The following is a 23,315-nucleotide window of genomic DNA, read 5'->3' as shown; positions in this document are numbered from 1 at the left end:
TTGCATGGATTTCCTGCCGCCGCCCGAGCTGGCGCTTTCGATCTCCTATGAAGCCCGCGCCCAGGCCGTGGCGCTGTATTGCGACGCGATCGTGCGCATGCACTGGGGCGAGCGGCTCATCAACAAGATCTTCGGCCGCGCCATGCAGTCGCACGCCGCGGGCCGCATCGTGGTGCAGCACTACCGCTGGAAGGAAGAAGGCGCCGAGCGCCCCACGCTGGCGCTGCTGCAGCGCCACGCGAGCCGCGGCACGCGCACGCTGGCCAGCTTCGTCGCCGTGCTGCGGCTCACGGGCATGGTGGCGGCCGAGGCCGATCCCGCCGACCGCCGCGTGCGCTACCTGGTGCCGCAGGAGCGGCTGATTGCCGGCCTGCGCGCCTGGATCGCGCACCACCTGCGCTGCTGCGAGGCGCTCGGCTTGCTGGGCGCCGGCCATGCCGACAGGCTCATGGACGACGACGCCTTTTTCTCGGCCTTCGTGAGCCGGGCTGGCACCATCCTGGACCAGGTGGCGCTGCACCGCGGCCGCTTCGGCGGCTGGAGCTGGTTCGACGAGCGCGACGGCGGCGGCCGAGTCGCGATGCTGCTGCTGCGCGACCATTTCAAGGCCAACCCGGTGGCAGGCTCGCCCCCGGCGGCGTTCCCGCTGCGCGCACGCGAGCTCGCCGAGGGGCTGGGCCTGTCGCACTCGCACGTGCGCGGCATGCTGAAGGAGGCGACGGAGGCGGGCCACCTGGCGCATGACGCGGGGCGCGCGCAGGTGCGGCTCACGCCGCGCTTCCTGGACGAAGCGACGAGCTGGCTGCTGCACTTCCTGTCGTGGTTCGCCGATGCCGCGCATGCGGCGCGGCGGGGCGGCTGAGGCCGCGCCCGGCCGCTCATCCGGCCGCGTTCAGGCCGCGCCCGCCTCCCAGGCGCGGCCCGCCGGGTCGGCCAGCGCGAGCCGCATGGTCTCGATGAAGCGGCGCAGCCGCGCAGGCTGGAAGCGCGACGGCGGATAGGTCAGGTACACCGGCAGCGGCGCCACATGCCATTGCGGCACGAGCTGCACCAGCCGGCCGGCGGCAATGTCCTCGTTCAGGAGCCAGGCCGAGCCCGCGCAGGCACCCAGGCCCATGCGGGCCGCGCTTTGCAGCGCATAGAGGCTGTCGGTGCTCATGCGCGGGCGGATCGGCACCCGGGTGATCTCGCCACTCGGCCGGTGCGAGAGCACCACCTCGTTGCGATAGAAGGTGCGCAGCGCGAGCCACGGCAATTCGGCCAGCTCCGACGCATGCGCGGGCGGCGCCCGCCCGGCCAGCACCGAGGGCGCGGCGACCACCACGCGCGGCACTTCGGAAAGCTTGATGGCCACCGCCATGGTGTCGGTCAGTTCGCCGACCTGGATCGCGCAGTCGACGCCTTCGGCGATGAAGTCGGGCCGGCGGTCGTTCAGCAGCCATTCGACGGCCACCCGCGGATAGGCGCGAAGGTAGTCGGCCAGCGGCCCGACCAGCATCAGCTGGCCCATCGCATGCGGCACCACCACGCGCAGCGTGCCCTCGGGCTCGTCGCCCACGCCGCGCAGGTCGGCCTCGAAGGCGTGCCAGTCGGCGATCAGCTCCCGGGCGCGCTCGTAGCAGCGCTCGCCGTCCTCGGTGAGCTTCATGGCGTGCGTGGACCGGCGCAGCAGCCGCACGCCCAGCGAGCGCTCCAACGCCTGCAGGCGGCGACTCACGGTGGGCTGCGTCGCACCCATTTGGAGCGCGGCGGCCGAGAGACTGCCGGCCTCGACGATATGGACGAAGGTCTGCATCAGCTCGATGCGGTCGGCGGCGGGAGAAGGAGTCGACATGGCTTGCTTTATGCGTTGAATGTATAGACATTGTGCGGTCCAGGGGACTACCAAGCCAAGCTTCCCAGATGCACATTTCAACCCTCGCTCGATATTCAAGGGTTAACACCATGTCTTCCATTCAACTCGCGCATGCAGCGACGGGCGCCGCCCCCGAGGGGCGCGACCTGCCGGCCTCGCTGGTCCTGCTGCTGGCCATGGGCGCAGGCCTGTCGGCGGCCTCGCTCTACTACGCCCAGCCGATGCTCGGCGTGCTGGCCGCCGACATCGGGGCTTCCCCCCGCTCGGTGGGTCTCATCCCCACGCTCACGCAGCTGGGCTATGCGTTCGGCATCCTGCTGCTGGCGCCGCTGGGCGACCGCTTCGACCGGCGCCGCATCGTGCTGGCCAAGGCGGCCGCGCTGTGCGCCGCGCTGCTGGTGGCCGGCGCCGCGCCGTCGATCGGCGTGTTGCTCGCAGCCAGCCTGGCGATCGGCCTGGCGGCCACCATGGCGCAGGACATCGTGCCCGCCGCCGCCACGCTGGCGCCGGAAGCCACGCGCGGCAAGACCGTCGGCACGGTGATGACGGGACTGCTGCTGGGCATCCTGCTGTCGCGCGTGGTCAGCGGCTTCGTGGCCGAGCACTTCGGCTGGCGCGCGATGTTCATTGCGGCCGCGGCCAGCATCGCGCTCATCGGCGCGGCCGCCTGGCGCGGGCTGCCGCGCTTCCGGCCCACCACGCACCTGGCCTACGCCGCGCTGCTCGGCTCGCTGGGCACGCTGTGGTCGCGCCACGGTGCACTGCGCCGCGCCGCGCTGGCCCAGGCGCTGCTGGCGGTGGGATTCAGCGCCTTCTGGTCGACGCTGGCCGTGATGCTGCACGGCGCGCCCTTCCACCTGGGGAGCGCGGCGGCCGGCGCCTTCGGCCTGGCCGGCGCGGCCGGCGCGCTGGCGGCGCCGCTGGCCGGACGGCTGGCCGACCGCCGCGGGCCGGAGCTGGTGACGCGCCTGGGCGCCGGGCTGGTGGTGGTGTCGTTCGCGGCCATGGGCCTGGCGCCGCTGATACCGCCGCACGCGCAGCTCTGGCTGCTGGCGCTCGCCGCGGTTGGCTTCGACCTGGGCATGCAGGCAGCGCTGATCGCGCACCAGACCATCGTCTACGGCATCGAGCCCGGCGCGCGCAGCCGGCTCAATGCGGTGCTGTTCACGGCCATGTTCATCGGCATGGCGGCCGGCTCGGCGCTGGGTGCGCTGGCGCTCGCGCAGTGGGGCTGGGCCGGCGTGACCGGGCTGGCGTCCGGCACGGCCGCTGTCGCACTGGTGGTGCGGCTCTGGCCGCGCAAGGCCGCGTAGCCGCAAAAAGCCGCGGGACAGCTCCCCGCCTCCCCAGTCCGGTGCATCCGGACTGGCACGTCGCTTGCATAACCTGACCACTTGCTCTGATTAAGCGGTCAAATTCATGCGCGTGCTCGTCGTCTACTGCCATCCGGTCGAAACCAGCTTCCACGCCGCCCTGCACCAGGAGGTGCTGAAGAACCTGCGCGCGGCCGGGCACGAGGTGGACGACTGCGACCTGTACGCCGAAGGCTTCAACCCGGTGCTCTCGCGCGAGGAGCGGCTCGGCTACCACGAGGTGCCGGGCAACCAGCTGCCGCTCAAGCCCTATGTGGAGCGGCTGCTGTGGGCCGAGGGCATCGTGTTCTGCTTTCCGACCTGGTGCTTCGGCCTGCCCGCGGTGCTCAAGGGCTACTTCGACCGGCTCTTCATGCCCGGCGTGGCCTTCGACATCAGCGATCCGGCCAACGTGAAGCCGATGCTCACGCACATCCGGCGCATCAGCGCCGTGGTCACCTACGGACGGCCGCGCTGGATGGCCTGGTACATGGGCGATCCACCGCGCAAGATCGTCACGCGCTACATGCTGCGGCTCACGGGCCGCCGCGCCCGCGTGGACTACCACGCCCACTACCACATGAACGTGGCGACCGAGCCCCAGCTCAAGCGCTTCATGGCACGGGTCGGCGCTGCAATGGCGCGTTTCGCATGAAGACACCCGCCCTGCTCGACAACGCGCGCCTGCCGCGCTGGCTGCTGCCCGCCGGCTGGCCCGAGCGCGATGGCGTGCCGGTGCTGGCGCGCATCGCGCTGGAGGGCGGCCGCGCGCAATCGGTGCGGCCTGCCTCCGAACGGGACGAGCCCCATCCCGAAGCATGGGACCTGGCCGGCACGCTGGTGCTGCCGGGCTTCGTCGACGCCCACACGCACCTGGACAAGGCCTTCACGCTGCCGCGCATGAAAAAGGTGCAGCCCGGCCTGCTCGGCGCCATCGACGCGATGCTGGCCGACCGCGTGCACTGGAGCGCCACCGACGTGCACGAGCGCGCCGCGCGCGGCCTGCAGTGGGCCTGGGAATGCGGCACCACGCATGTGCGCACGCATGTCGACTGGTGGGAGCCCGATGCGGTCCCGCTGGCCTGGCCCGTGATGGCCGAGCTCGCGCAGGAATGGGCCGGCAGGGTGCGGCTGGAACAGGTCAGCCTCGTCAAGCTGCCGCTGTTCGAGGACGCCGCGCAGGCCCTGCGGCTCGCAAAGCAGGTGAAGGCCACGGGGCCGCATGCGCTGCTCGGCGGCTTCGTGCATTCGACCAACTGGAGCGAGAACGCGCTGCGCAACCTGCTGGTGGCGGCGCAAGCCTGCGATCTCGATGTCGACCTGCACGTCGACGAAGAACTGAATGCGTCGGCGGTCGGCCTGCAAACCGCCGCGCGCATCCTGCGCGAGATCGGCTTCGACGGCCGCGTGGTCTGCGGCCACGTCTGCGCGTTGGCCGCGCAACCCGAGGCCCAGGCCTTCGCCACGCTCGATGCGGTCGCACGTGCGCCAATCACCATCGTCTCGCTGCCCGCCACCAACCTGCTGCTGCAGGACGCGGTGACGGGCCGCACGCCGCGCCTGCGCGGCCTCACGCTGGTGAAGGAAGCGCGCGAGCGCGGCATTCCGCTGCTGTTCGCGAGCGACAACGTGCAAGACCCGTTCTGCCGTCTCGGCAGCTTCGACCCGGTCGAGGCGCTGGGCACGGCCGCGCTCGTCGCACAACTGCCCGATCCCTTCGACGACTGGTCGCAGACGCTGTGCCGCGGCGACTGGCTGCAGCGCGCCCCCGCCCGGGCGGCGCCGACGCTGGCCGGCGCCAAGGCCGACCTCGTGCTGTTCACCCAGGCCGACCGCCATGGCTGGCCCTCGCGCAGCGCCGCCCGCGTGGTGCTGCGCGAGGGCCGCGTCACGCATGGCGACGCGGCGCCCTTCCTTCCCCGCTGACGAACAAGGACTCCCCAATGCTCCACGGCTACATCCCGCCCCACCGCTTCCTGCCCTACCTGAGCTGGACTGAAATCGCCGCGCTGCCCGACCGCGAGAACACCGTCATCGTGCTGCCCTGCGGCGCCATCGAGCAGCACGGCCCGCACCTGCCGTGCTCGGTCGACAGCGTGATCGCCTCGGGCGTGATGGGCAAGGCGCTCGAGAAGCTGCCGGCCGAGGTGCGCGCCTTCGCGCTGCCCACCATCACCTACGGCAAGTCGGAAGAGCACCTGCACTTTCCCGGCACCATGACGCTCACCGGCACCACGCTCTTGTCGACCGTGACCGAGATCGGCGAGTCGGTCTACCGCGCGGGCTTTCGCAAGCTGCTGTTCGCCAACGGCCATGGCGGCCAGCCGCAGGTGCTGGAGATGGCCGCGCGCGAGCTGCGGCTGCGCCATGGCGACTTCGTGGTGGTGCCGCATGGTGTGTCGCGCCTGCCGAACGCATCGAGCAGGCAGATCAGCGAGCAGGAGAAGAAGCTCTCGATGCACGCCGGCCATTCCGAGACCGCGCTGATGCTCGCGCTCGCGCCCGACACCGTGCACATGGAGCGCGCCGCCGCCAACTTTCCGCCGCCCTTCCCGATCAAGCTGCTGTCGGCCGACGGCCGCCCGGCCTGCGCCTGGACCGCGCGCGACTTCGGCCCGAGCGGCGTGATCGGCGACCCGACCAGCGCCACGCGCGAACAGGGCCAGGAGATCCTGGACACGCTGTCCGACAGCTGGGTGCAGGCGCTGACCGAGCTGCATGCGCTGCGCTGGGTGGTGCGCGAGGAAGCCACCTGGGAGCGCGGCCACCAGCAGGGCTTCATCCAGCAGTCCTTCGAGGCCGCCTGAGGCGCGCTACTTGCATCCAGTTCATCGCCTTTTTTCCACCCGTTCCTTCACCAGCCTTCGAGAGGTTCCCACCATGCGCTCCTTCGCTCTTTCCATGGCCGGCGCCGCCGCGCTCGCACTGTTCGCCGCTGCCGCACCGGCCCAGGCGCAAGACAAGTTCACCTACATGACCAACTGGTATGCGCAGGCCGAGCACGGCGGCTTCTACCAGGCGGTGGCGCTGGGCATCTACAAGAAGCACGGCCTGGACGTGACCATCAGGATGGGCGGCCCGCAGGTCAACATCACGCAGATGATGGCCGCGGGCCAGGCCGACTGCATCATGGGTTCGAGCGACATCCAGATGATGCAGGTACGCGAAGGCGGCGTGCCGGTGGTCAACGTGGCGGCCTTCTTCCAGAAGGATCCGCAGGTGCTGATCGCGCACGACGACGTCAAGAAGTTCGAGGACCTCAAGGGCAAGACGCTGCTGATCGGCGCGCAGGCCAACCGCGGCTACTGGCCCTGGCTCAAGGCCCGGTTCGGCCTCAAGGACGAACAGACGCGCCCCTACACCTTCAACATCCAGCCCTTCGTGGCCGACCCGAATGCCGCGCAGCAGGGCTACCTGACCTCGGAGCCCTATGCGATCCAGAAGGCCGGCGTGAAGAGCACCGTGCTGATGTTCAGCGACCACGGCTTCCCGGCCTACGCCACCACGGTGTCGTGCATGGAAAAGACCGTGAAGGACCGCAGCAAGCAGGTGGAAGCCTTCGTGAAGGCCTCGGCCGAGGGCTGGAAGAGCTACCTCGCCGATCCGGCGCCCGCCAATGCGCTGATCAAGAAGGACAACCCCAACATGACCGACGACCAGCTGGCCTACAGCGTAGCCAAGCTCAAGGAGATGGGCATGGTCACCGGCGGCGATGCGGCCAGGCTCGGCATCGGCGTGATCACCGATGCGCGCTCCAAGGCGAGCTACGACTTCCTCGTCGCCGCCAAGCTGCTCGACCCGGCGAAGGTGGAGCTGGCCAAGACCTACACCACCGAGTTCGTGAAGGACGCCAAGGTTTTGCCCTGAGCCATCCATCCATGAACCGCATCGAACCCCACACCCTCGCGCCGCCCGCGGCGCCTGCCGTGCCCGCGGTGGAAGTGCTCTCGGCCGAGAAGACCTATCCCAACGGCACGCAGGCGCTGCTGCCGGTGGACCTGTCGATCGCAGAAGGCGAGTTCGTCACGCTGCTCGGGCCTTCGGGCTGCGGCAAGAGCACGCTGCTCAAGATGGTGGCGGGCATGCTCGAACCGAGCGACGGGCGGCTGCTCGTGTGGCGCAAGCCTGTGGCGGAGATCCACAGCTGCCCGCACAAGCTGTCCTTCGTGTTCCAGTCGGCCACGCTGATGCCATGGGCCAGCGTGCGCACCAACGTGCGGCTGCCGCTCGACCTGGCCGGCGTGCCGCGCAAGGAGGCCGATGCGCGGGTGATGGAATCGCTCGCGCTGGTGGGGCTCGAGAAGTTTGCCGATGCACTGCCGCGCGCGCTCTCGGGCGGCATGCAGATGCGCGTGTCGATCGCGCGCGGCCTCGTCACGCAGCCCGACCTGCTGCTGATGGACGAGCCCTTCGGCGCGCTCGACGAGATCACGCGCCACAAGCTCGATGCCGACCTGCTCGACCTATGGCGCAAGAAGAAGCTCACGGTGATCTTCGTGACGCACTCGATCCATGAGGCGGTGTTCCTGTCGACCCGGGTGGTGATGATGGCCGCGCGGCCGGGCCGCGTGGTGGAGCAGTTCCACATCGACGAGCCCTACCCGCGCACGCCCGACTTCATGGTGACGCCCGAATTCGCGCGCCATGCCAAACGGCTGCAGGACAGCCTGCTGCGCGCCAGCCAGGCCGACGAGGAGCACGCACGATGAAAAGCCAGCCCCTCCTGAGCCAGCCGCGCGTGCAGCGCGTGCTCTATCCCGTGCTCATCGGCGTGGTGCTGGTTGCGCTGTGGCAATGGATGGTGGTCGCCATGGAGCTGCCGCCCTACCTGGTGCCCTCGCCCTTCCTCATGGTGCAGACGCTCGTGACCGATTGGGCGCCGCTAGGCAATGCGCTCCTGGTCACGCTCAAGATCACGCTGCTTTCGTTCCTGCTGGCCACCGTGGCCGGGGTACTGATCTCGTTCCTGTTCGTGCAGAGCAAGCGCATCGAGACCGCGCTCTTTCCGTATGCGGTGCTGCTGCAGGTGACGCCCATCGTGGCGGTGGCACCGCTCATCATCATCTGGGTGAAGAACCCGGTGGCGGCGATGACGGTGTGCGCCGCGCTGGTGGCGCTGTTCCCGATCATCAGCAACACCACGCTCGGCCTGCGCAGCATCGACCCCGACCTGCAGAGCTACTTCAAGCTCAACCGCGCGACGCGCTGGCAGCAGCTGGTGCGGCTGCGCATTCCGAGCGCGCTGCCGTACTTTTTTGGCGGACTGCGCATCTCGAGCGGCCTGGCGCTGATCGGCGCGGTGGTGGCCGAGTTCGTGGCCGGCACCGGCGGCTCGGGCGCGGGACTGGCCTACCAGATCCTCCAGGCCGGCTTCCAGCTGAACATCCCGCGCATGTTCGCGGCCCTGCTCTTGATCTCGCTGACCGGCGTCGCGCTCTTCGTGCTGATGGCCTGGCTCACCAAGCTGGCGCTGGGCTCGTGGCACGCGAGCGAACTTTCCCAGGATTGAACCCTTGACCATGACCGCTTCCATTTCCGCCATCGAAGAGTTGTTGCTCGAACTGCCCGGCCTCGACTGGATCACCGACGAGGGCCGCGTCACGCGCCTGTCGCAGGACTTCTCGTGGTTCAGCCCCGTGCTGAACCGTCAGTTGAAAGACAAGCGCGCCGACGTGGCCGTGCGTCCGCGCACCGAGGACGAGATCCGCGCCGTGGTCGGCGCCTGCGCGCGCCGCGGCGTACCGATCACGTTGCGCGGCAGCGGCACCGGCAACTACGGCCAGACCACGCCGCTCGCGGGCGGCGTGGTGCTCGACATGACCGGCTACAACGCCTTCCTGTGGGTCCAGCCCGGCGTGGCCCGCGCACAGGCCGGCATCCGCCTGGGCGAGCTCGAGAAGCAGACCAAGCCTTCGGGCCAGGAGATGCGCAGCATGCCCTCCACCTACCGCAGCGCCACGCTCGGCGGCCTGTTCGGCGGCGGTTTCGGCGGCGTGGGCTCCATCAACTACGGGCCGCTGGGCGCGCCCGGCAACGTGCTCGGCATCCGCGCGATGACCATCGAGCCCGAGCCGCAGATGATCGAGCTGCGCGGCGCCGAGGCCATGCGCATGCACCACCTCTGGGGCACCAACGGGCTGGTGCTGGAACTCGAGATCGCACTCGCCCCGGCGCACCCCTGGCTCGAAACGCTGGTGACCTTCGGCAATTTTGCCGACGCGCTGCACTTCGCCGACAAGCTCGCGAATGCGCCCGGCATCGTGAAGCGGGAGATCGCCTTCTTCGCCGCGCCGATCTCGGACCACCTGGCGCAGCTCGCGGCGCACCTGCCCAAGGGCTGCCACACGGTGCTGTCGCTGGTGGCCGAATCCTGCGAGCCGGCCATGCTGCAACTGGCCGAAGCGCACGCCGGCACCGTGAGCTACCGCAGGACCGCGGCCGAGGTGCAAAAGAGCAACCGCACGCTGATGGAATTCACCTGGAACCACACCACGCTGCATGCGCTCAAGGTCGATCCGTCGCTCACCTACCTGCAGAGCGGCTTCGTGCCGGGCCGGCATGTCGAGCAGATCATCGAGATGGAGCAGCTGCTCGGCGGCGAGGTGATGATGCACACCGAGTTCATCCGCAACGTGGCCGGGCTCATGACCTGCAGCGGGCTGCAACTGGTGCGCTTCAGCACCGAGGGACGGCTCGCCGAGATCATCGACATTCACCGCGCGCGCGGCGTGCACATCAACAACCCGCACGTGAACATCGTGGAAGACGGCAAGGCAGGCGGACCGCTGCCGCCTGAGGTCATCGAAATGAAGAAGCGCTTCGACCCGATGGGCCTGCTGAACCCGGGCAAGCTGCGCGACTGGCCCATCAGGCCCGTGCCGGCGGAAGCCTGACGACGGGGACGCCGCCGGATCAGCCCTGGCGGCGGCGCAGCACGAAGGCGATGGCCACGATGGCGATCGCCGCGATCCAGATCGGCCACAGCCCAAAGGGCGCGACCCAGCGCGCAAAGGGCGTGAGCCCCGTGCGGCCCTCGACCGAAGCCTCGAGCACGCCGCGCGTGAGCCGCGGCAACTGGTGCGTGACGCGGCCTTCGGCATCGATGACCACCGTCGCGCCGGTGTTGGTGGCGCGCACCATCGGCCGCGCGAATTCGAGCGAGCGCATGCGCGAGATGGCCAGGTGCTGGTCGATGGCCACCGAGTTGCCGAACCACGCGATGTTGCTCACGTTGAGCAGGATGGTCGGCGCCGTGGCCTCGTCCTTGAAGTTGGCGCCGATCTCGTCGCCGAACAGGTCCTCGTAGCAGATGTTCGGCGCGATGCGCTGGCCCTGCCAGGCAAAGGGCGCCTGCGCCAGGCCGCCGCGCGCGAAGTCGCCGAGCGGGATGTTCATCATGCGGATGAACCAGCGAAAGCCCGGCGGAATGAACTCGCCGAAGGGAACCAGGTGGTGCTTGCTGTACTTGTAGGGCTGCGCCGCGCCGGGCTGGAATCCGAGCACCGCGTTGCTGTAAGTGCCCTGGCCACCCAGCGGCAGGCCGACGATGGCGGCCTGCGAGCCCTGGCTGTAGCGCAACTGGATTGCCTCCAGGTAGCCCGCGGGCAGTTGCTGCGGCAGCAGCGGCAATGCGGTCTCGGGCGTCACCACGAGCGAGGCCTTGGCATCGCGCAGCTGTTCTCCGTACCAGCGCAGCGCCAGGTCGATGCCGCCGCCCGGAATGAATTTTTCGTCTTGCGGGATGTTGCCCTGCAGCAGCGCGAGCTGCAGCTTGCCGCTCGAACCGCTGGCGCCCTGCGCGTCGCCGGACAGCGGTGCCGCGAGATGCGGCGCTGCGAATGCAGCGGCGACCAGTACCAAGGCCTGCACGAGCGCGATGCTGGGCGCGGGCCGGGTCAGCGCCACCAGCGCGGCAACCAGCGCGGCAACCGCGCCGATGCCGTACACGCCGATCCACGGCGCCCAGGCCGCCAGCGGCCCCTCGACGTGCGCATAGCCGCCAGCGCCCCAGGGAAAGCCGGTGAACCAGCTGCCGCGCACGAGTTCGGCCAGCGTCCACAGCGCGGCGAACACCAGCGCCCCGGCCACGGGCCCGCGCGGCCCCCGAACGACGAACCAGGCACAGGCCACCGCGTAGTACAGCCCGAGCGCGGCCGCCAGCAGCAGCACCGCGATGGCCGCAAGCGGCGCCGCCAGCCCGCCGTAGGTGTGCATCGAAATGAAGAGCCACCAGAAACTGCCGGTGAGCCAGGCGGTCGAGAAGAGCCAGCCATGCAGCCCGGCGCGGCGCCAGCCCGCACCTTCTGCGCGCAGCCAGTCCAGCAGGCCGACGAGCACCGCCAGCGAAACGAGCTGCAGCCACCACAGCGGCCGGCCGTTCGCGGGCCAGGCGATGGCCGCGGCCTGCGCGAGACCCGCGAAGGCAAAGCCCAGCAGGCGCAGCAGGCCCACGGCGGAAAAGGCGGGCGAGGTGCGGAGCGTGGCCGCTGCCGGCAGCGGCATCAGTCGGCCGCGTCGCTGCCGCGGGCCGGGGACACCTTGAACCAGCGCACGGCCCCGCCCTTGGTGTGCAGCACCACGAAGTCGAAGCCGCCGATGGCGTGGTGCTCGCCTCGCTTGGGCACATGGCCCATCTCGTGCGCGATGAGCCCGCCGATGGTGTCGAAGTCTTCGCTCAGCTGCTCTTCGTCGAAGACGATGCCGAAGGCCTCGGCCACGCGCTCGATAGGCGTGTCGCCCGAGACGCGGTAGGTGTGGTCGGCCAGGCCGAAGATGTCGCCCTCGTCCTCGGCAATGTCGAACTCGTCCTCGATCTCGCCGACGATCTGCTCGAGCACGTCCTCGATGGTGATGAGGCCGGCCACGCGGCCGAACTCGTCGATCACGATCGCCAGGTGGTTGCGATTGCCGCGGAACTCGCGCAGCAGATCGTTCAGGCCCTTGCTCTCGGGAACGAAGGTGGCCGGCCGCAGCAGCGCGCGGATGTTGAGCCCCGGCGCGCGCTGCAGCTTGAGCAGGTCCTTCGCGAGCAGGATGCCGATGATGTTTTCCTTCTCGCCCTCGTACACCGGGAAGCGCGAGTGCGCGGTGTCGATGACCAGGTGCAGCAGCGCGTCGAAGGGCGCGTCGATGTTCACCAGGTCCATGCGCGGGGCCGCGACCATCACGTCGCCGGCCGTCATGTCGGCCATGCGCAGCACACCCTCGAGCATGACGCGCGACTCGGCGCCGATCACCTCGTTGTCCTCGGCGTCCGCGAGGGTTTCGATCAGCTCGTCGCGGGAGTCGGGACCGGGGTGGATGAATTCGGCCAGCTTCTGGAGAAAGCCGCGCTTGTCTTCCCGTTCGACGGGTGCGCGTTCAGGGTGAGGTTCGGCCACTGCGGGAGGCTTAGTTGAAGAGATACAAGGATACCGGATTGCGCGTGACAGGCTCTACCGCATGGCCGCCACAGGCGCTTTTCAGGTATTCAGGGGGCAGACTTGCTGCGCGCGTCCCGCATGCCGCTGCGCACTTCCTGCAGGCTGGCCAGGAAGGCCCAGAACTGCTTGGCGCGGGTCTTGAGGTGGTAGTCGACCGCCGCATACTGCTCGAGCGCGATTTCGCTCATGCGGCTGTCGAAGGTGGCGCTCGGCAGCTGCAGGTGCGCTTCGGATTCCGAGCCGCTGCGCACCACGGTGGCACCGGCGTTGCGGGCGATCTTCAGCATGGCGGCGTTCTCGCTCAGCGCATGGATGAAGAGCATGCCCACGCCTTCGTTGCGCGCCACGACCACGGCCCGCTCGAACAGCCGCGCCCCGTAGCCGCGACCGCGCGCATGCGCAGCCACCGACACGCCGAATTCGGCGCAGTCGCTGTGCTGCTCGTCCGGCGCGAACGCGAGGTGGGCCATGGCGATCAGGTCGAGCCGGCGGTTGTAGATGCCGAAGAGTTCGTCGCGCTCGAAATCGAGCCCGTCGACGTAGCGCTGAACCTGCTCGTCGCCCGCGGCATAGCCGAAGCGCAGGTAGCGATCGTGCGGCGTGAGCGCCAGCAGGTGCTGCGCGATGCGGTCGCGCTCGCGCGGGCCGATCGTGCGGATCGGCACCATGACGGGTTGCGGCGCAGAGGCTGCGCGCGGTTGCGCCTCAACCATCGGCGCCTTCAGGAAAGAGCCGAGGCCGAGAGACGCCTTCAGGAGGGTCTTGGCGGTAAGCATGGCTCAAATATAAGGGTTTTCCCTTAAACACCAAGCCTGCAGGGGTACTTTCTGGCGACATTTGTGAACCAATACCAGAGAGCGTGTCGTTCACGCAACCATTGAGTGGCTAAACCGGCACGGCTGTTGTGGCCTTGACACGGTCGAGCACGAAGCTGGTTTTGCAATCCTCCACGCTGGGGTGCTTGAGCAGGGTGTCCATGATGAAACGGCTGTAGTGGCCCATGTCGGCGACCACCACGCGCAGCAGGTAGTCCATCTCGCCCGTGAGGGCCGCGCACTCGACCACTTCGGGCCAGGTCTGAACGCTGGCGCGGAACAGGTCCATGGGGTTGCGCTTGTGGGTTTCGGTGTGCTTTTCGAGGCGCACGTTGAGATAGGCGGTCAGGCCCAGGCCGATGACTTCGGGGCGCACGAGCGCGACATAGCGGTCGATGACGCCGCTCTCCTCCAGCCGCTTGACGCGCCGGAGCACGGCGCTCGGTGAAAGGCTGACCTGCTCGGCGATCTGGTCGTAGGTGGCGCGCCCGTCTGCTTGCAGCGTGCGCAAAATAAGCCTATCAATCTTGTCGAGTGCTTCCATGACGCTATTTTCGCAGTTTTTCTGCGTCATGCCTCTCTTTGGCGCCCAATAACGCTGAAAACGTGAGTGGCATCCGCTCTACAGTGCAGCACTGGTCGTTCTCGCCCACCCGTTCGCTTTTTTCTTCCATTCGAACCCCACTTCTGGAGACTCCCATGAGCCACACCGACGCGCCCCCCTTCACGCCCTGGGAGAACCCCATGGGAACCGACGGCTTCGAATTCATCGAATACGCGGCCCCGGATCCGGTTGCGATGGGCAAGGTGTTCGAGCGCATGGGCTTCAAGGCCGTGGCCAGGCACCGCCACAAGAACGTGCTGCTGTACCGCCAGGGCACGATCAATTTCATCGTCAACGCCGAGCCTGATTCGTTCGCGCAGCGCTTTGCGCGCGAACACGGCCCGAGCGTCTGCGCCATCGCCTTCCGCGTGCAGGACGCCAAGCAGGCCTACGAACGCGCGATCTCGCTCGGCGCATGGGGTTTTGCCGACAAGGCCGGCCCGGGCGAACTGAACATTCCCGCCATCAAGGGCATCGGCGACAGCCTGATCTACCTGGTCGACCGCTGGCCCGGCAAGAACGGCGCGAAGCCGGGCGACATCGGCAACATCGGCTTCTACGACGTCGACTTCGAGCCGCTGCCGGGCGTGGCCTCGCAGGATGCGCTGGCGCCCAAGGGCAACGGCCTCACCTACATCGACCACCTCACGCACAACGTGTACCGCGGCCGCATGAACGTCTGGGCCGGCTTCTACGAGAAGCTCTTCAATTTCCGCGAGATCAAGTACTTCGACATCGAAGGCCAGGTCACGGGCGTGAAGAGCAAGGCCATGACCAGCCCCTGCGGCAAGATCCGCATCCCGATCAACGAAGAAGGCAAGGAGCAGGCCGGCCAGATCCAGGAGTACCTGGACATGTATCGCGGCGAAGGCATCCAGCACATCGCAATGGGCTCGGACAACCTGTACGAGACCGTCGACGCGCTGCGCGCCAACGGCGTCAAGCTGCTCGACACCATCGACACCTACTACGAGCTGGTCGACAAGCGCATTCCCGGCCATGGCGAAAGCGTGGCCGAGCTGCAGAAGCGCAAGATCCTGATCGACGGCAAGAAGGACGCGCTGCTGCTGCAGATCTTCAGCGAGAACCAGCTCGGGCCGATCTTCTTCGAGTTCATCCAGCGCAAGGGCGACGACGGTTTCGGCAACGGCAACTTCAAGGCGCTGTTCGAAAGCATCGAGCTCGACCAGATGCGCCGCGGCGTGCTGTCGGCCGCAAAATAAGCGCCTTTTTCACTGGCCAGGAGCCTCCATGCGCAGCACGTTCTCGATCGGCTTGACCCTCACCGCGGCAGCCGCCGTTGTTCTTCTTTCCGGCTGCGCAATGGCGCCGGCCACCCCCGCGGCCGGCTCGCACCTCGACACGGTGCAGAAGGCTGCGGCGCTGCGCATCTGCACCCCGGGCGACTACAAGCCCTTCAGCTTTCAGAAGGCCGACGGCTCGTTCGAAGGCATCGACGTCGATCTCATGGCGGGCTTCAGCGCCAGCCTCGGCGCCAAGCCCGAGTGGGTAAAGACCACCTGGGCCAACCTGCTGCCCGACCTCAGCGCCGGCAAGTGCGACATCGCCGTGGGCGGCGTTTCCGTGACCACCGACCGGCAAAAGCGCGCCTTCTTCAGCGCGCCCTACATGGTGAACGGCAAGGCGCCCATTGCGCGCTGCGCCGACGTCGCCAAATACCAGAGCGTGGCCGACATCGACAAGCCTTCGACCCGGGTGATCTTCAATCCGGGCGGCAGCAACGAGCGCTTTGCGCGCACCAACTTCAAGCAGGCCAAGCTCACGCTGCACGGCGAGAACGTGACGATCTTCGACGAGATCCTCGCCAACCGCGCCGACGTGTTCGTGACCGAATCGGCCGAAGCCATCACGCAGCAGAAGCTCAAGCCAGGCCTGTGCGCGATCAACCCCGACAAGCCGCTGCAATACGGCGAAATGGCCTGGATGTTGCCGCGCGACGACGTGGCCTTCAAGGCCTACGTCGACCAATGGCTGCACCTGCAGCAAGCCGGCGGCGACTTCCAGCGCGTGATGGACCGCTGGCTCAAGTAAACCGAAAGAGCATTTCCCATGGACACTCCTGCAGCAGTCGCTGTCGTCACGCCCGCCGTCTACGGCGCTTCGGACCGTCCGCCGCGCGGCGACTACTCGCGCGGCGGGGCGGTGCTTGCCGACTACACCTGCCCGCAGGACTGGGCCAGCTACACGCCGGCCGACCACGAAACCTACAAGCGCCTCTACGAGCGGCAGGCCGCGCAGTTGCCGGGCCTGGCCTGCGATGCATTCATCAACGCGCTGCCGCTGCTGGGCGTGAAGGACCGCATTCCGCGCTTCGAGGAAATCAACGAGCGGCTGCACCGCGCCACCGGCTGGGAAATCGTCGCGGTGCCGGGGCTGATTCCCGAGCTGCCGTTCTTCACCTTGCTTGCGAACCGCAAGTTTCCGGTGACCGACTGGATCCGCAAGCCCGAGGAGTTCAACTACATCGTCGAGCCCGACGTGTTCCACGACCTGTTCGGCCATGTGCCGATGCTGTTCGACCCGGTCTTTGCCGACTACGTGCAGCGCTATGGCCAGGGAGGCATCAAGGCGCACGAGCTCGGCGCGGGCGAGAAGCTCGCGCGGCTGTACTGGTACACGGTCGAGTTCGGCCTGATCCGCCAGCCCGACGGCCTGCGCGCATACGGCGCCGGCATCCTGAGCTCCGTGGGCGAACTGCAGCACGCCGTGCGCAGCGGCGAGCCGCACCGGTTGCCGCTCGACCTGCTGCGCACCATGCGCACGAGCTACAAGATCGACACCTACCAGAGCAACTACTTCGTGATCGAGAGCTTCGCGCAGCTCTTCAACCTCACGGCTCCCGACTTCACGCCGCTCTACCAGGCGCTCGACGCCCTGCCCGACATTCCGGCCGGGATGCTGCTGCCGGGTGAGTCCGGCCGGGCCTGAACGCTCCTTTTCGAGTGGTTGCCGCGGCAAGCATGCGCTGCGGTTCACTATCGCGTGCGCGACAGCGCATGCCATGCTCCTAGGACAAGCCCGCTGGCGGCCAGATGTGTCTGGCTCCCACAATCCGCGCAAAAGGAGCTTGCATGCAGACATCCGCGCGACAGAACTACCCGGCCGACGTGCCGCACGAGATCGACCCCGGGCAGTACCGGTCTCTCCCCCACATGTTCGACGAGGCCTTCGCCCGCTATGCCGAGCGGCCGTTCTCGGTCTGCATGGAGCGCTGGATGTCGTATGGGGAGCTCGACACGCTGTCGAAGGCCCTGGGCGCTTGGCTCCAGTCGCTGGGCCTCGCGCCCGGCGCGCGGGTCGCCATCATGCTGCCCAACGTACCCCAGTTCGCCGTCACGATGTGCGGCGTGCTGCGCGCCGGCTACACCTGCGTCAACGTCAATCCGCTCTATACGGCGCGCGAGCTCGAGCACCAGCTCAAGGATTCGGGCGCCACGGCCATCGTCATCCTCGAGAACTTCGCCGCGACGCTGGAACAGGTGATCGAGCGCACACCGGTCAAGCACGTGGTCGTCACTTCGATGGGCGACCTGCTCGGTGGACTCTATGGCGCCTGGATCACGGTGGCGGTCCGCCACTTGGCGAAGATGGTTCCGCCGTACAAGCTGCCCCTGGGCAACGGCCGCAGCGTCACGCCTTTCTCCAAGGTCATCGAGGAGGGGCGCGGGCGCGCGCTGGCGCCGGATCAGAGCACGCTCGATTCGATCGCATTCCTGCAATACACCGGCGGCACGACGGGCCTGTCCAAGGGCGCGGTGCTGACCCACCGCAACATCGTCGCGGCCACGCTGCAGGCGGAAGCCTGGTTCACGCCGGCGCTGTCGCGGGCGGGCGACCTGTCCAAGGTCAACAGCATCGCGGCGCTGCCGCTCTATCACATCTTCGCGCTCACGCTCTGCCTCCTGGTCATCCGCCAGGGCTCGCACATGACGCTCATCCCCAATCCGCGCGACTTCGACAAGTTCATTGCGGTGCTCAAGAAGCGTCCCTTCCACATGCTGCCGGCGGTGAACACGCTCTTCAATGCGCTGTTGATGCATCCCGAGTTCAAGTCGATCGACTTCTCCACGCTGTTCGTTTCGCAGGCGGGCGGAATGGCCGCCTCCGAAGGCACGGCGCGGCGCTGGTTCGAGGCCACCGGCTGCCCGATGATCGAAGGCTGGGGCATGAGCGAAACCTGCGCGATTGGCACCAACAACCCGGTGTCGAACACCAGTTTCACAGGCACCATCGGCTTGCCGCTGCCGAGCATCGAGATCGCCATCAAGGACGACGAAGGCAACTCCCTGCCCATCGGCGCGCCGGGCGAGCTCTGTATCAAGGGGCCCAACGTCATGACCGGCTACTACAACCAGCCTGCCGAAACCGCAGCCGCCTTCACGCCCGATGGTTTCATGCGCACCGGCGACATTGCCGTCATGCAGGAGGACGGCTACAGCCGCATCGTCGACCGCAAGAAGGACATGATCCTGGTGAGCGGCTTCAACGTCTTTCCGAACGAACTGGAGAATGTCATTTCGCTGTGTCCCGGCGTCGTCGAGTGCGCGGCCGTCGGTGTGCCGGACGAAAAGCAGGGCGAAGCGATCAAGGTCTTTGTCGTGCGCAAGGATGCGGCGCTCACCGAAGAGGCAGTGCTGCAATACTGCAATGGACAGCTCACTGGCTACAAGCGGCCCAAGCACATCGAGTTCCGCGACTCGCTGCCGAAAACCAATGTCGGAAAGATCCTGCGGCGCGAATTGCGCACCAGCGCGGGCGCCTGAATGAACGATCGCGCCGCGGCCGGGCTGCCGGCGAATCTCGTGGTCTTCGAGCGCGGCTGGCTGTCGTCGAACAACATCCTGTTCATCGGGACTGGCGAGACCGTGCTGGTCGACACCGGGTACAGCACGCATGCCGATCAGACCCTGGCGCTGGTCGAATCGGCGCTGGGCGGCCGGCCGCTCGACCGGATCGTGAATACGCATCTGCACAGCGACCATTGCGGCGGCAATGCGGCGCTGCAGCAGCGCTATCCGGCGATCCGGACGGACATTCCGCCCGGCGAGGCGGCATTGGTGGAACGGTGGGATGAGCGCGGGCTCAGTTTTCTTGCGACGGGACAGATCTGTCCGCGGTTCCGGTTCACCGGCCTCTTGCAGCCAGGGACCGAATGCATGCTCGGCGGCAGCCCGTGGCAGGTGCATGGTGCGCCTGGCCACGATCCCCACTCGATCATCCTCTTCGATCCCGCTTCACGAACGCTGATCTCTGCAGATGCCCTGTGGGAGAACGGCTTTGGCGTTGCCTTTCCTGAACTTGCGGGCGAGCCGTCGTTCGGCGATCTGGCGGCGACGCTGGATCGGATCGAGGTGCTGGGGCCGCTGCAGGTGATCCCCGGCCATGGCCGGGTCTTCGGCGATGTCGGCAAAGCCCTGGCCACGGCGCGTCGCCGGCTCGAGGGTCTTCAGGGCGATCCCGCGAAGCATGCGCGGCATGCCATCAAGGTACTGATGAAGTTCAAGCTGCTGGAGGTGCAGTCCATTGCCCTCGATGACTGGAAAGCCTGGGTTCGCAGCACGTCGTATCTGGATATCGTTCGTTCGCGCTTCTTTGCCGATGCGGAATTGGAGCAATTGACCGAGGATGTCTTGCACGAGTTGATCGGCGCAGGGGCGGCCGAGATGGACTCCTCAGGTATCCGCAATATCTGATCTTTGCCTGCTGGAACAAAAAAAGCGCGCCACCGAAAGATGACGCGCTTTTTAAAGCTGCAAAGAAAAAAGCCCAACACGCTGTGTTGGGCTTTTCCTGGCTGTAAGAGCCTGACGATGACCTACTTTCACACGGGAACCCGCACTATCATCGGCGCTGACGCGTTTCACTGTCCTGTTCGGGATGGGAAGGAGTGGTACCACGTCGCTATGGTCATCAGGCATAACTTGTTGTCTGATTGATCACATGATCAATCAAACGAATTCATAGAGTTTGGAATCAGCACGCAATATCTGCGCTGTTTTGAATGTATTTTGAATGCGTCAACTTGGCATAACACCTTGATCTGACTGATCAAAGTTATAGGGTCAAGCCGCACGAGCAATTAGTATCAGTTAGCTTAACGCATTACTGCGCTTCCACACCTGACCTATCAACGTCCTGGTCTTGAACGACTCTTTAGGGGGCTCAAGGCCCCGGCAGATCTCATCTTGAAACGAGTTTCCCGCTTAGATGCTTTCAGCGGTTATCTCTTCCACACTTAGCTACTCGGCAATGCCACTGGCGTGACAACCGATACACCAGAGGTGTGTCCACTCCGGTCCTCTCGTACTAGGAGCAGGCTTCCTCAAATCTGCAGCGCCCACGGAAGATAGGGACCAAACTGTCTCACGACGTTTTAAACCCAGCTCACGTACCTCTTTAAATGGCGAACAGCCATACCCTTGGGACCGGCTACAGCCCCAGGATGAGATGAGCCGACATCGAGGTGCCAAACACCGCCGTCGATATGAACTCTTGGGCGGTATCAGCCTGTTATCCCCAGAGTACCTTTTATCCGTTGAGCGATGGCCCTTCCATACAGAACCACCGGATCACTATGTCCTGCTTTCGCATCTGCTCGACTTGTCAGTCTCGCAGTTAAGCACGCTTATGCCATTGCACTATCGTCACGATGTCCGACCGTAACTAGCGTACCTTCGAACTCCTCCGTTACGCTTTGGGAGGAGACCGCCCCAGTCAAACTGCCTACCATGCACTGTCCCCGATCCAGATAATGGACCTAGGTTAGAACCTCAAACACACCAGGGTGGTATTTCAACGTTGGCTCCACAAGATCTAGCGACCCTGCTTCAAAGCCTCCCACCTATCCTACACAGATCTGTTCAAAGTCCAATACAAAGCTACAGTAAAGGTTCATGGGGTCTTTCCGTCTTTCCGCGGGGAGATTGCATCATCACAAACATTTCAACTTCGCTGAGTCTCAGGAGGAGACAGTGTGGCCATCGTTACGCCATTCGTGCAGGTCGGAACTTACCCGACAAGGAATTTCGCTACCTTAGGACCGTTATAGTTACGGCCGCCGTTTACTGGGACTTCAATCAAGAGCTTGCACCCCATCATTTAATCTTCCAGCACCGGGCAGGCGTCACACCCTATACGTCCACTTTCGTGTTTGCAGAGTGCTGTGTTTTTAATAAACAGTCGCAGCCACCGATTTTTTGCAACCCATTCATGCTTCGTTGTTCACTACACACTAATAGGGCACACCTTCTTCCGAAGTTACGGTGTCAATTTGCCGAGTTCCTTCTCCTGAGTTCTCTCAAGCGCCTTAGAATACTCATCTCGCGCACCAGTGTCGGTTTGCGGTACGGTCGTATATAGCTGAAGCTTAGTGGCTTTTCCTGGAACCTCGTTCAGTCACTTCGCGAGCAAGCTCGCTCGATCGTTGGCCTCGGTATATGTGCACCGGATTTGCCTAATGCACGCCTACATCCAACTAAACCGGGATATCCAACACCCGGATGACCTATTAAGATCCGTCCCCACATCGCACTATATAACGGTACAGGAATATTGACCTGTTTCCCATCAGCTACGCATCTCTGCCTCGCCTTAGGGGCCGACTCACTCTACGCCGATGAACGTTGCGTAGAAAACCTTGCGCTTACGGCGAGGGGGCTTTTCACCCCCTTTAACGCTACTCATGTCAGCATTCGCACTTCTGATACCTCCAGCACGCTTTACAACGCACCTTCACAGGCTTACAGAACGCTCTCCTACCACTTGCAATAAATTGCAAATCCGCAGCTTCGGTAACTGGCTTAGCCCCGTTACATCTTCCGCGCAGGACGACTCGATCAGTGAGCTATTACGCTTTCTTTAAATGATGGCTGCTTCTAAGCCAACATCCTGACTGTTTTAGCCTTCCCACTTCGTTTCCCACTTAGCCAATTTTAGGGACCTTAGCTGGCGGTCTGGGTTGTTTCCCTCTTGAGTCCGGACGTTAGCACCCGGTGCTCTGTCTCCCAAGCTGTACTCATCGGTATTCGGAGTTTGCCTTGGTTTGGTAAGTCGCCATGACCCCCTAGCCAAAACAGTGCTCTACCCCCGATGGTAATACTTGAGGCACTACCTAAATAGTTTTCGGAGAGAACCAGCTATTTCCAAGTTTGTTTAGCCTTTCACCCCTATCCACAGCTCATCCGCTAGTTTTGCAACACTAGTCGGTTCGGACCTCCAGTACCTGTTACGGCACCTTCATCCTGGCCATGGATAGATCACTTGGTTTCGGGTCTACACCCAGCGACTGATCGCCCTATTCGGACTCGATTTCTCTACGGCTTCCCTATTCGGTTAACCTTGCCACTGAATGTAAGTCGCTGACCCATTATACAAAAGGTACGCAGTCACCCCTTACGAGGCTCCTACTTTTTGTAAGCACGCGGTTTCAGGATCTATTTCACTCCCCTCCCGGGGTTCTTTTCGCCTTTCCCTCACGGTACTAGTTCACTATCGGTCGATGATGAGTATTTAGCCTTGGAGGATGGTCCCCCCATATTCAGACAGGATTTCTCGTGTCCCGCCCTACTTGTCGTTAGCTCAGTACCACACAGGTCATTTCACGTACGGGGCTATCACCCGCTATGGCCAGTCTTTCCAAACTGTTCCGTTATGTCTTGTGCTATCACTAACAGGCTTCTCCGATTTCGCTCGCCACTACTTTCGGAATCTCGGTTGATGTCTTTTCCTCGAGCTACTGAGATGTTTCAGTTCACCCGGTTCGCCTCGCATGACTATGTATTCATCATGCGATACCTTTCGGTGGGTTTCCCCATTCGGAAATCTCCGGATCAAAGCTAATTTGCCAGCTCCCCGAAGCTTATCGCAGGCTATCACGTCCTTCGTCGCCTATCATCGCCAAGGCATCCACCACGTGCTCTTATTCACTTGACCCTATAACTTTGACGTTTCTTGCGAAACTACAAAATCATCACAAGGAATATGTCAGGTCTTTCACCTGACGCGTTATGCCGTACATTCAATTCGATTTGACTCGAAATTGAAGTTTCTTTTGACGCAATCAAAAATTCTATGTTGCTGATGGCACGGTCTGCACTAAACCTTTACGAATGTGCAGTTTCCATCAGCAACGCTGATTCGACTCTATGAATTTTTAAAGAACAGCCGATTGATCAAGAGATCTCGATCAACAACAAAGAAGCCTCATGCCTAGACAGGAAGCCGCTTTGGTGTTGAATTTAAGTATCG

Annotated in this window: 19 protein-coding genes and 2 rRNA genes; 14 read left to right on the top strand and 7 right to left on the bottom strand. The window is 65.1% G+C overall.

From position 1 onward, the window contains the following. Positions 1-4: 4 nt before the first annotated feature. On the top strand, positions 5-862 hold the full coding sequence (locus L1081_RS23255; protein WP_489414260.1) for a hypothetical protein: 858 nt from the start codon (positions 5-7) through the stop codon (positions 860-862). Between the two features lie 30 nt (positions 863-892). Here the strand turns inward: L1081_RS23255 and L1081_RS23250 are convergent, their stop codons facing one another. Further along, complete coding sequence (locus L1081_RS23250) at positions 893-1,834, bottom strand: LysR substrate-binding domain-containing protein (RefSeq protein ID WP_489414259.1); 942 nt, start codon at positions 1,832-1,834, stop codon at positions 893-895. A gap of 110 nt (positions 1,835-1,944) precedes the next feature. On the opposite strand from L1081_RS23250, the gene L1081_RS23245 reads away from it, so the two are divergent. The 8 genes from L1081_RS23245 (at position 1,945) to L1081_RS23210 (ending at position 10,100) form a co-directional block, all read left to right on the top strand. Then, entirely contained in the window at positions 1,945-3,168 is a 1,224-nt protein-coding gene (locus tag L1081_RS23245) for an MFS transporter (RefSeq protein ID WP_489414258.1), read from the top strand. Between the two features lie 106 nt (positions 3,169-3,274). Then, the gene (locus L1081_RS23240; RefSeq protein WP_489414257.1) at positions 3,275-3,862 is read left to right on the top strand and encodes an NAD(P)H-dependent oxidoreductase; all 588 of its coding nucleotides are present in this window, start codon (positions 3,275-3,277) and stop codon (positions 3,860-3,862) included. Continuing rightward, the gene (locus tag L1081_RS23235; protein ID WP_489414256.1) at positions 3,859-5,133 is read left to right on the top strand and encodes an amidohydrolase family protein; all 1,275 of its coding nucleotides are present in this window, start codon (positions 3,859-3,861) and stop codon (positions 5,131-5,133) included. The genes L1081_RS23240 and L1081_RS23235 overlap by 4 nt, the downstream gene beginning before the upstream one ends. A gap of 17 nt (positions 5,134-5,150) precedes the next feature. Then, the gene (locus tag L1081_RS23230; protein ID WP_015867518.1) at positions 5,151-6,014 is read left to right on the top strand and encodes a creatininase family protein; all 864 of its coding nucleotides are present in this window, start codon (positions 5,151-5,153) and stop codon (positions 6,012-6,014) included. 73 nt (positions 6,015-6,087) lie between these two features. Continuing rightward, positions 6,088-7,074: an ABC transporter substrate-binding protein gene (locus L1081_RS23225; RefSeq protein WP_489414255.1), complete on the top strand. Its 987-nt coding sequence runs from the start codon at positions 6,088-6,090 to the stop codon at positions 7,072-7,074. 11 nt (positions 7,075-7,085) lie between these two features. Then, entirely contained in the window at positions 7,086-7,916 is an 831-nt protein-coding gene (locus L1081_RS23220; protein WP_047786561.1) for an ABC transporter ATP-binding protein, read from the top strand. Beyond that, positions 7,913-8,716 (top strand): ABC transporter permease subunit, encoded by an 804-nt coding sequence (locus L1081_RS23215; RefSeq protein WP_489414254.1) that lies wholly within the window; start codon positions 7,913-7,915, stop codon positions 8,714-8,716. Before L1081_RS23220 ends, L1081_RS23215 begins: the two co-directional genes overlap by 4 nt. Positions 8,717-8,726: 10 nt before the next feature. Then, complete coding sequence (locus L1081_RS23210) at positions 8,727-10,100, top strand: FAD-binding protein (RefSeq protein ID WP_489414253.1); 1,374 nt, start codon at positions 8,727-8,729, stop codon at positions 10,098-10,100. 19 nt (positions 10,101-10,119) lie between these two features. On the opposite strand, the gene lnt is transcribed toward L1081_RS23210, so the two are convergent. From lnt to L1081_RS23190, 4 genes are all read right to left on the bottom strand, one after another. After that, on the bottom strand, positions 10,120-11,709 hold the full coding sequence (gene lnt / locus L1081_RS23205; RefSeq protein WP_489414252.1) for an apolipoprotein N-acyltransferase: 1,590 nt from the start codon (positions 11,707-11,709) through the stop codon (positions 10,120-10,122). Further along, positions 11,709-12,587, bottom strand: a complete 879-nt coding sequence (locus L1081_RS23200; protein WP_021012634.1) for a CorC family transporter — start codon at positions 12,585-12,587, stop codon at positions 11,709-11,711. Before L1081_RS23200 ends, lnt begins: the two co-directional genes overlap by 1 nt. A gap of 89 nt (positions 12,588-12,676) precedes the next feature. Further along, the gene (locus tag L1081_RS23195; RefSeq protein ID WP_489414251.1) at positions 12,677-13,405 is read right to left on the bottom strand and encodes a GNAT family N-acetyltransferase; all 729 of its coding nucleotides are present in this window, start codon (positions 13,403-13,405) and stop codon (positions 12,677-12,679) included. A 109-nt stretch (positions 13,406-13,514) separates the two neighbouring features. Beyond that, complete coding sequence (locus L1081_RS23190; RefSeq protein ID WP_015867526.1) at positions 13,515-13,988, bottom strand: Lrp/AsnC family transcriptional regulator; 474 nt, start codon at positions 13,986-13,988, stop codon at positions 13,515-13,517. Between the two features lie 155 nt (positions 13,989-14,143). On the opposite strand from L1081_RS23190, the gene hppD reads away from it, so the two are divergent. The 5 genes from hppD (at position 14,144) to L1081_RS23165 (ending at position 19,762) form a co-directional block, all read left to right on the top strand. Then, on the top strand, positions 14,144-15,271 hold the full coding sequence (gene hppD, locus L1081_RS23185) for a 4-hydroxyphenylpyruvate dioxygenase (RefSeq protein ID WP_319439656.1): 1,128 nt from the start codon (positions 14,144-14,146) through the stop codon (positions 15,269-15,271). A 28-nt stretch (positions 15,272-15,299) separates the two neighbouring features. Next, complete coding sequence (locus L1081_RS23180; RefSeq protein ID WP_489414250.1) at positions 15,300-16,100, top strand: transporter substrate-binding domain-containing protein; 801 nt, start codon at positions 15,300-15,302, stop codon at positions 16,098-16,100. 18 nt (positions 16,101-16,118) lie between these two features. Next, on the top strand, positions 16,119-16,997 hold the full coding sequence (phhA, locus tag L1081_RS23175) for a phenylalanine 4-monooxygenase (RefSeq protein ID WP_489414249.1): 879 nt from the start codon (positions 16,119-16,121) through the stop codon (positions 16,995-16,997). 143 nt (positions 16,998-17,140) lie between these two features. Continuing rightward, positions 17,141-18,832, top strand: coding sequence for an AMP-binding protein (locus L1081_RS23170; RefSeq protein ID WP_489414248.1), 1,692 nt, complete (start codon positions 17,141-17,143; stop codon positions 18,830-18,832). Then, positions 18,833-19,762 carry an MBL fold metallo-hydrolase gene (locus L1081_RS23165; protein ID WP_489414247.1) on the top strand — a complete coding sequence of 310 codons (930 nt, stop codon included), beginning with the start codon at positions 18,833-18,835 and terminating at the stop codon, positions 19,760-19,762. A 109-nt stretch (positions 19,763-19,871) separates the two neighbouring features. On the opposite strand, the gene rrf is transcribed toward L1081_RS23165, so the two are convergent. Then, a 5S ribosomal RNA gene (gene rrf / locus L1081_RS23160) occupies positions 19,872-19,984 on the bottom strand. A gap of 143 nt (positions 19,985-20,127) precedes the next feature. Continuing rightward, positions 20,128-23,000: ribosomal RNA gene (locus tag L1081_RS23155) — 23S ribosomal RNA — on the bottom strand. Positions 23,001-23,315 lie beyond the last annotated feature (315 nt).

This window comes from Variovorax sp. MSC1_012, assembly GCF_023667525.1.
In the GTDB taxonomy this organism is placed as follows: Bacteria; Pseudomonadota; Gammaproteobacteria; order Burkholderiales; family Burkholderiaceae_C; genus Variovorax; species Variovorax beijingensis_B.
Note: the sequence above shows the minus strand (reverse complement) of the source record. Positions and strands in the feature narration are given on the sequence as shown.

Excerpts from the sequence above, each read along its gene's own strand:
- phhA (WP_489414249.1), top strand. The coding sequence starts at position 16,119 with ATGGACACTCCTGCAGCAGTCGCTGTCGTCACGCCCGCCGTCTACGGC.
- L1081_RS23255 (WP_489414260.1), top strand. The coding sequence starts at position 5 with ATGGATTTCCTGCCGCCGCCCGAGCTGGCGCTTTCGATCTCCTATGAA.
- L1081_RS23210 (WP_489414253.1), top strand. The coding sequence starts at position 8,727 with ATGACCGCTTCCATTTCCGCCATCGAAGAGTTGTTGCTCGAACTGCCC.
- L1081_RS23190 (WP_015867526.1), bottom strand. The coding sequence starts at position 13,988 with ATGGAAGCACTCGACAAGATTGATAGGCTTATTTTGCGCACGCTGCAA.
- L1081_RS23235 (WP_489414256.1), top strand. The coding sequence starts at position 3,859 with ATGAAGACACCCGCCCTGCTCGACAACGCGCGCCTGCCGCGCTGGCTG.
- L1081_RS23240 (WP_489414257.1), top strand. The coding sequence starts at position 3,275 with ATGCGCGTGCTCGTCGTCTACTGCCATCCGGTCGAAACCAGCTTCCAC.
- L1081_RS23245 (WP_489414258.1), top strand. The coding sequence starts at position 1,945 with ATGTCTTCCATTCAACTCGCGCATGCAGCGACGGGCGCCGCCCCCGAG.
- L1081_RS23165 (WP_489414247.1), top strand. The coding sequence starts at position 18,833 with ATGAACGATCGCGCCGCGGCCGGGCTGCCGGCGAATCTCGTGGTCTTC.
- L1081_RS23220 (WP_047786561.1), top strand. The coding sequence starts at position 7,086 with ATGAACCGCATCGAACCCCACACCCTCGCGCCGCCCGCGGCGCCTGCC.
- L1081_RS23195 (WP_489414251.1), bottom strand. The coding sequence starts at position 13,405 with ATGCTTACCGCCAAGACCCTCCTGAAGGCGTCTCTCGGCCTCGGCTCT.
- L1081_RS23180 (WP_489414250.1), top strand. The coding sequence starts at position 15,300 with ATGCGCAGCACGTTCTCGATCGGCTTGACCCTCACCGCGGCAGCCGCC.
- L1081_RS23225 (WP_489414255.1), top strand. The coding sequence starts at position 6,088 with ATGCGCTCCTTCGCTCTTTCCATGGCCGGCGCCGCCGCGCTCGCACTG.
- L1081_RS23170 (WP_489414248.1), top strand. The coding sequence starts at position 17,141 with ATGCAGACATCCGCGCGACAGAACTACCCGGCCGACGTGCCGCACGAG.
- L1081_RS23230 (WP_015867518.1), top strand. The coding sequence starts at position 5,151 with ATGCTCCACGGCTACATCCCGCCCCACCGCTTCCTGCCCTACCTGAGC.
- lnt (WP_489414252.1), bottom strand. The coding sequence starts at position 11,709 with ATGCCGCTGCCGGCAGCGGCCACGCTCCGCACCTCGCCCGCCTTTTCC.
- L1081_RS23215 (WP_489414254.1), top strand. The coding sequence starts at position 7,913 with ATGAAAAGCCAGCCCCTCCTGAGCCAGCCGCGCGTGCAGCGCGTGCTC.
- hppD (WP_319439656.1), top strand. The coding sequence starts at position 14,144 with ATGAGCCACACCGACGCGCCCCCCTTCACGCCCTGGGAGAACCCCATG.
- L1081_RS23250 (WP_489414259.1), bottom strand. The coding sequence starts at position 1,834 with ATGTCGACTCCTTCTCCCGCCGCCGACCGCATCGAGCTGATGCAGACC.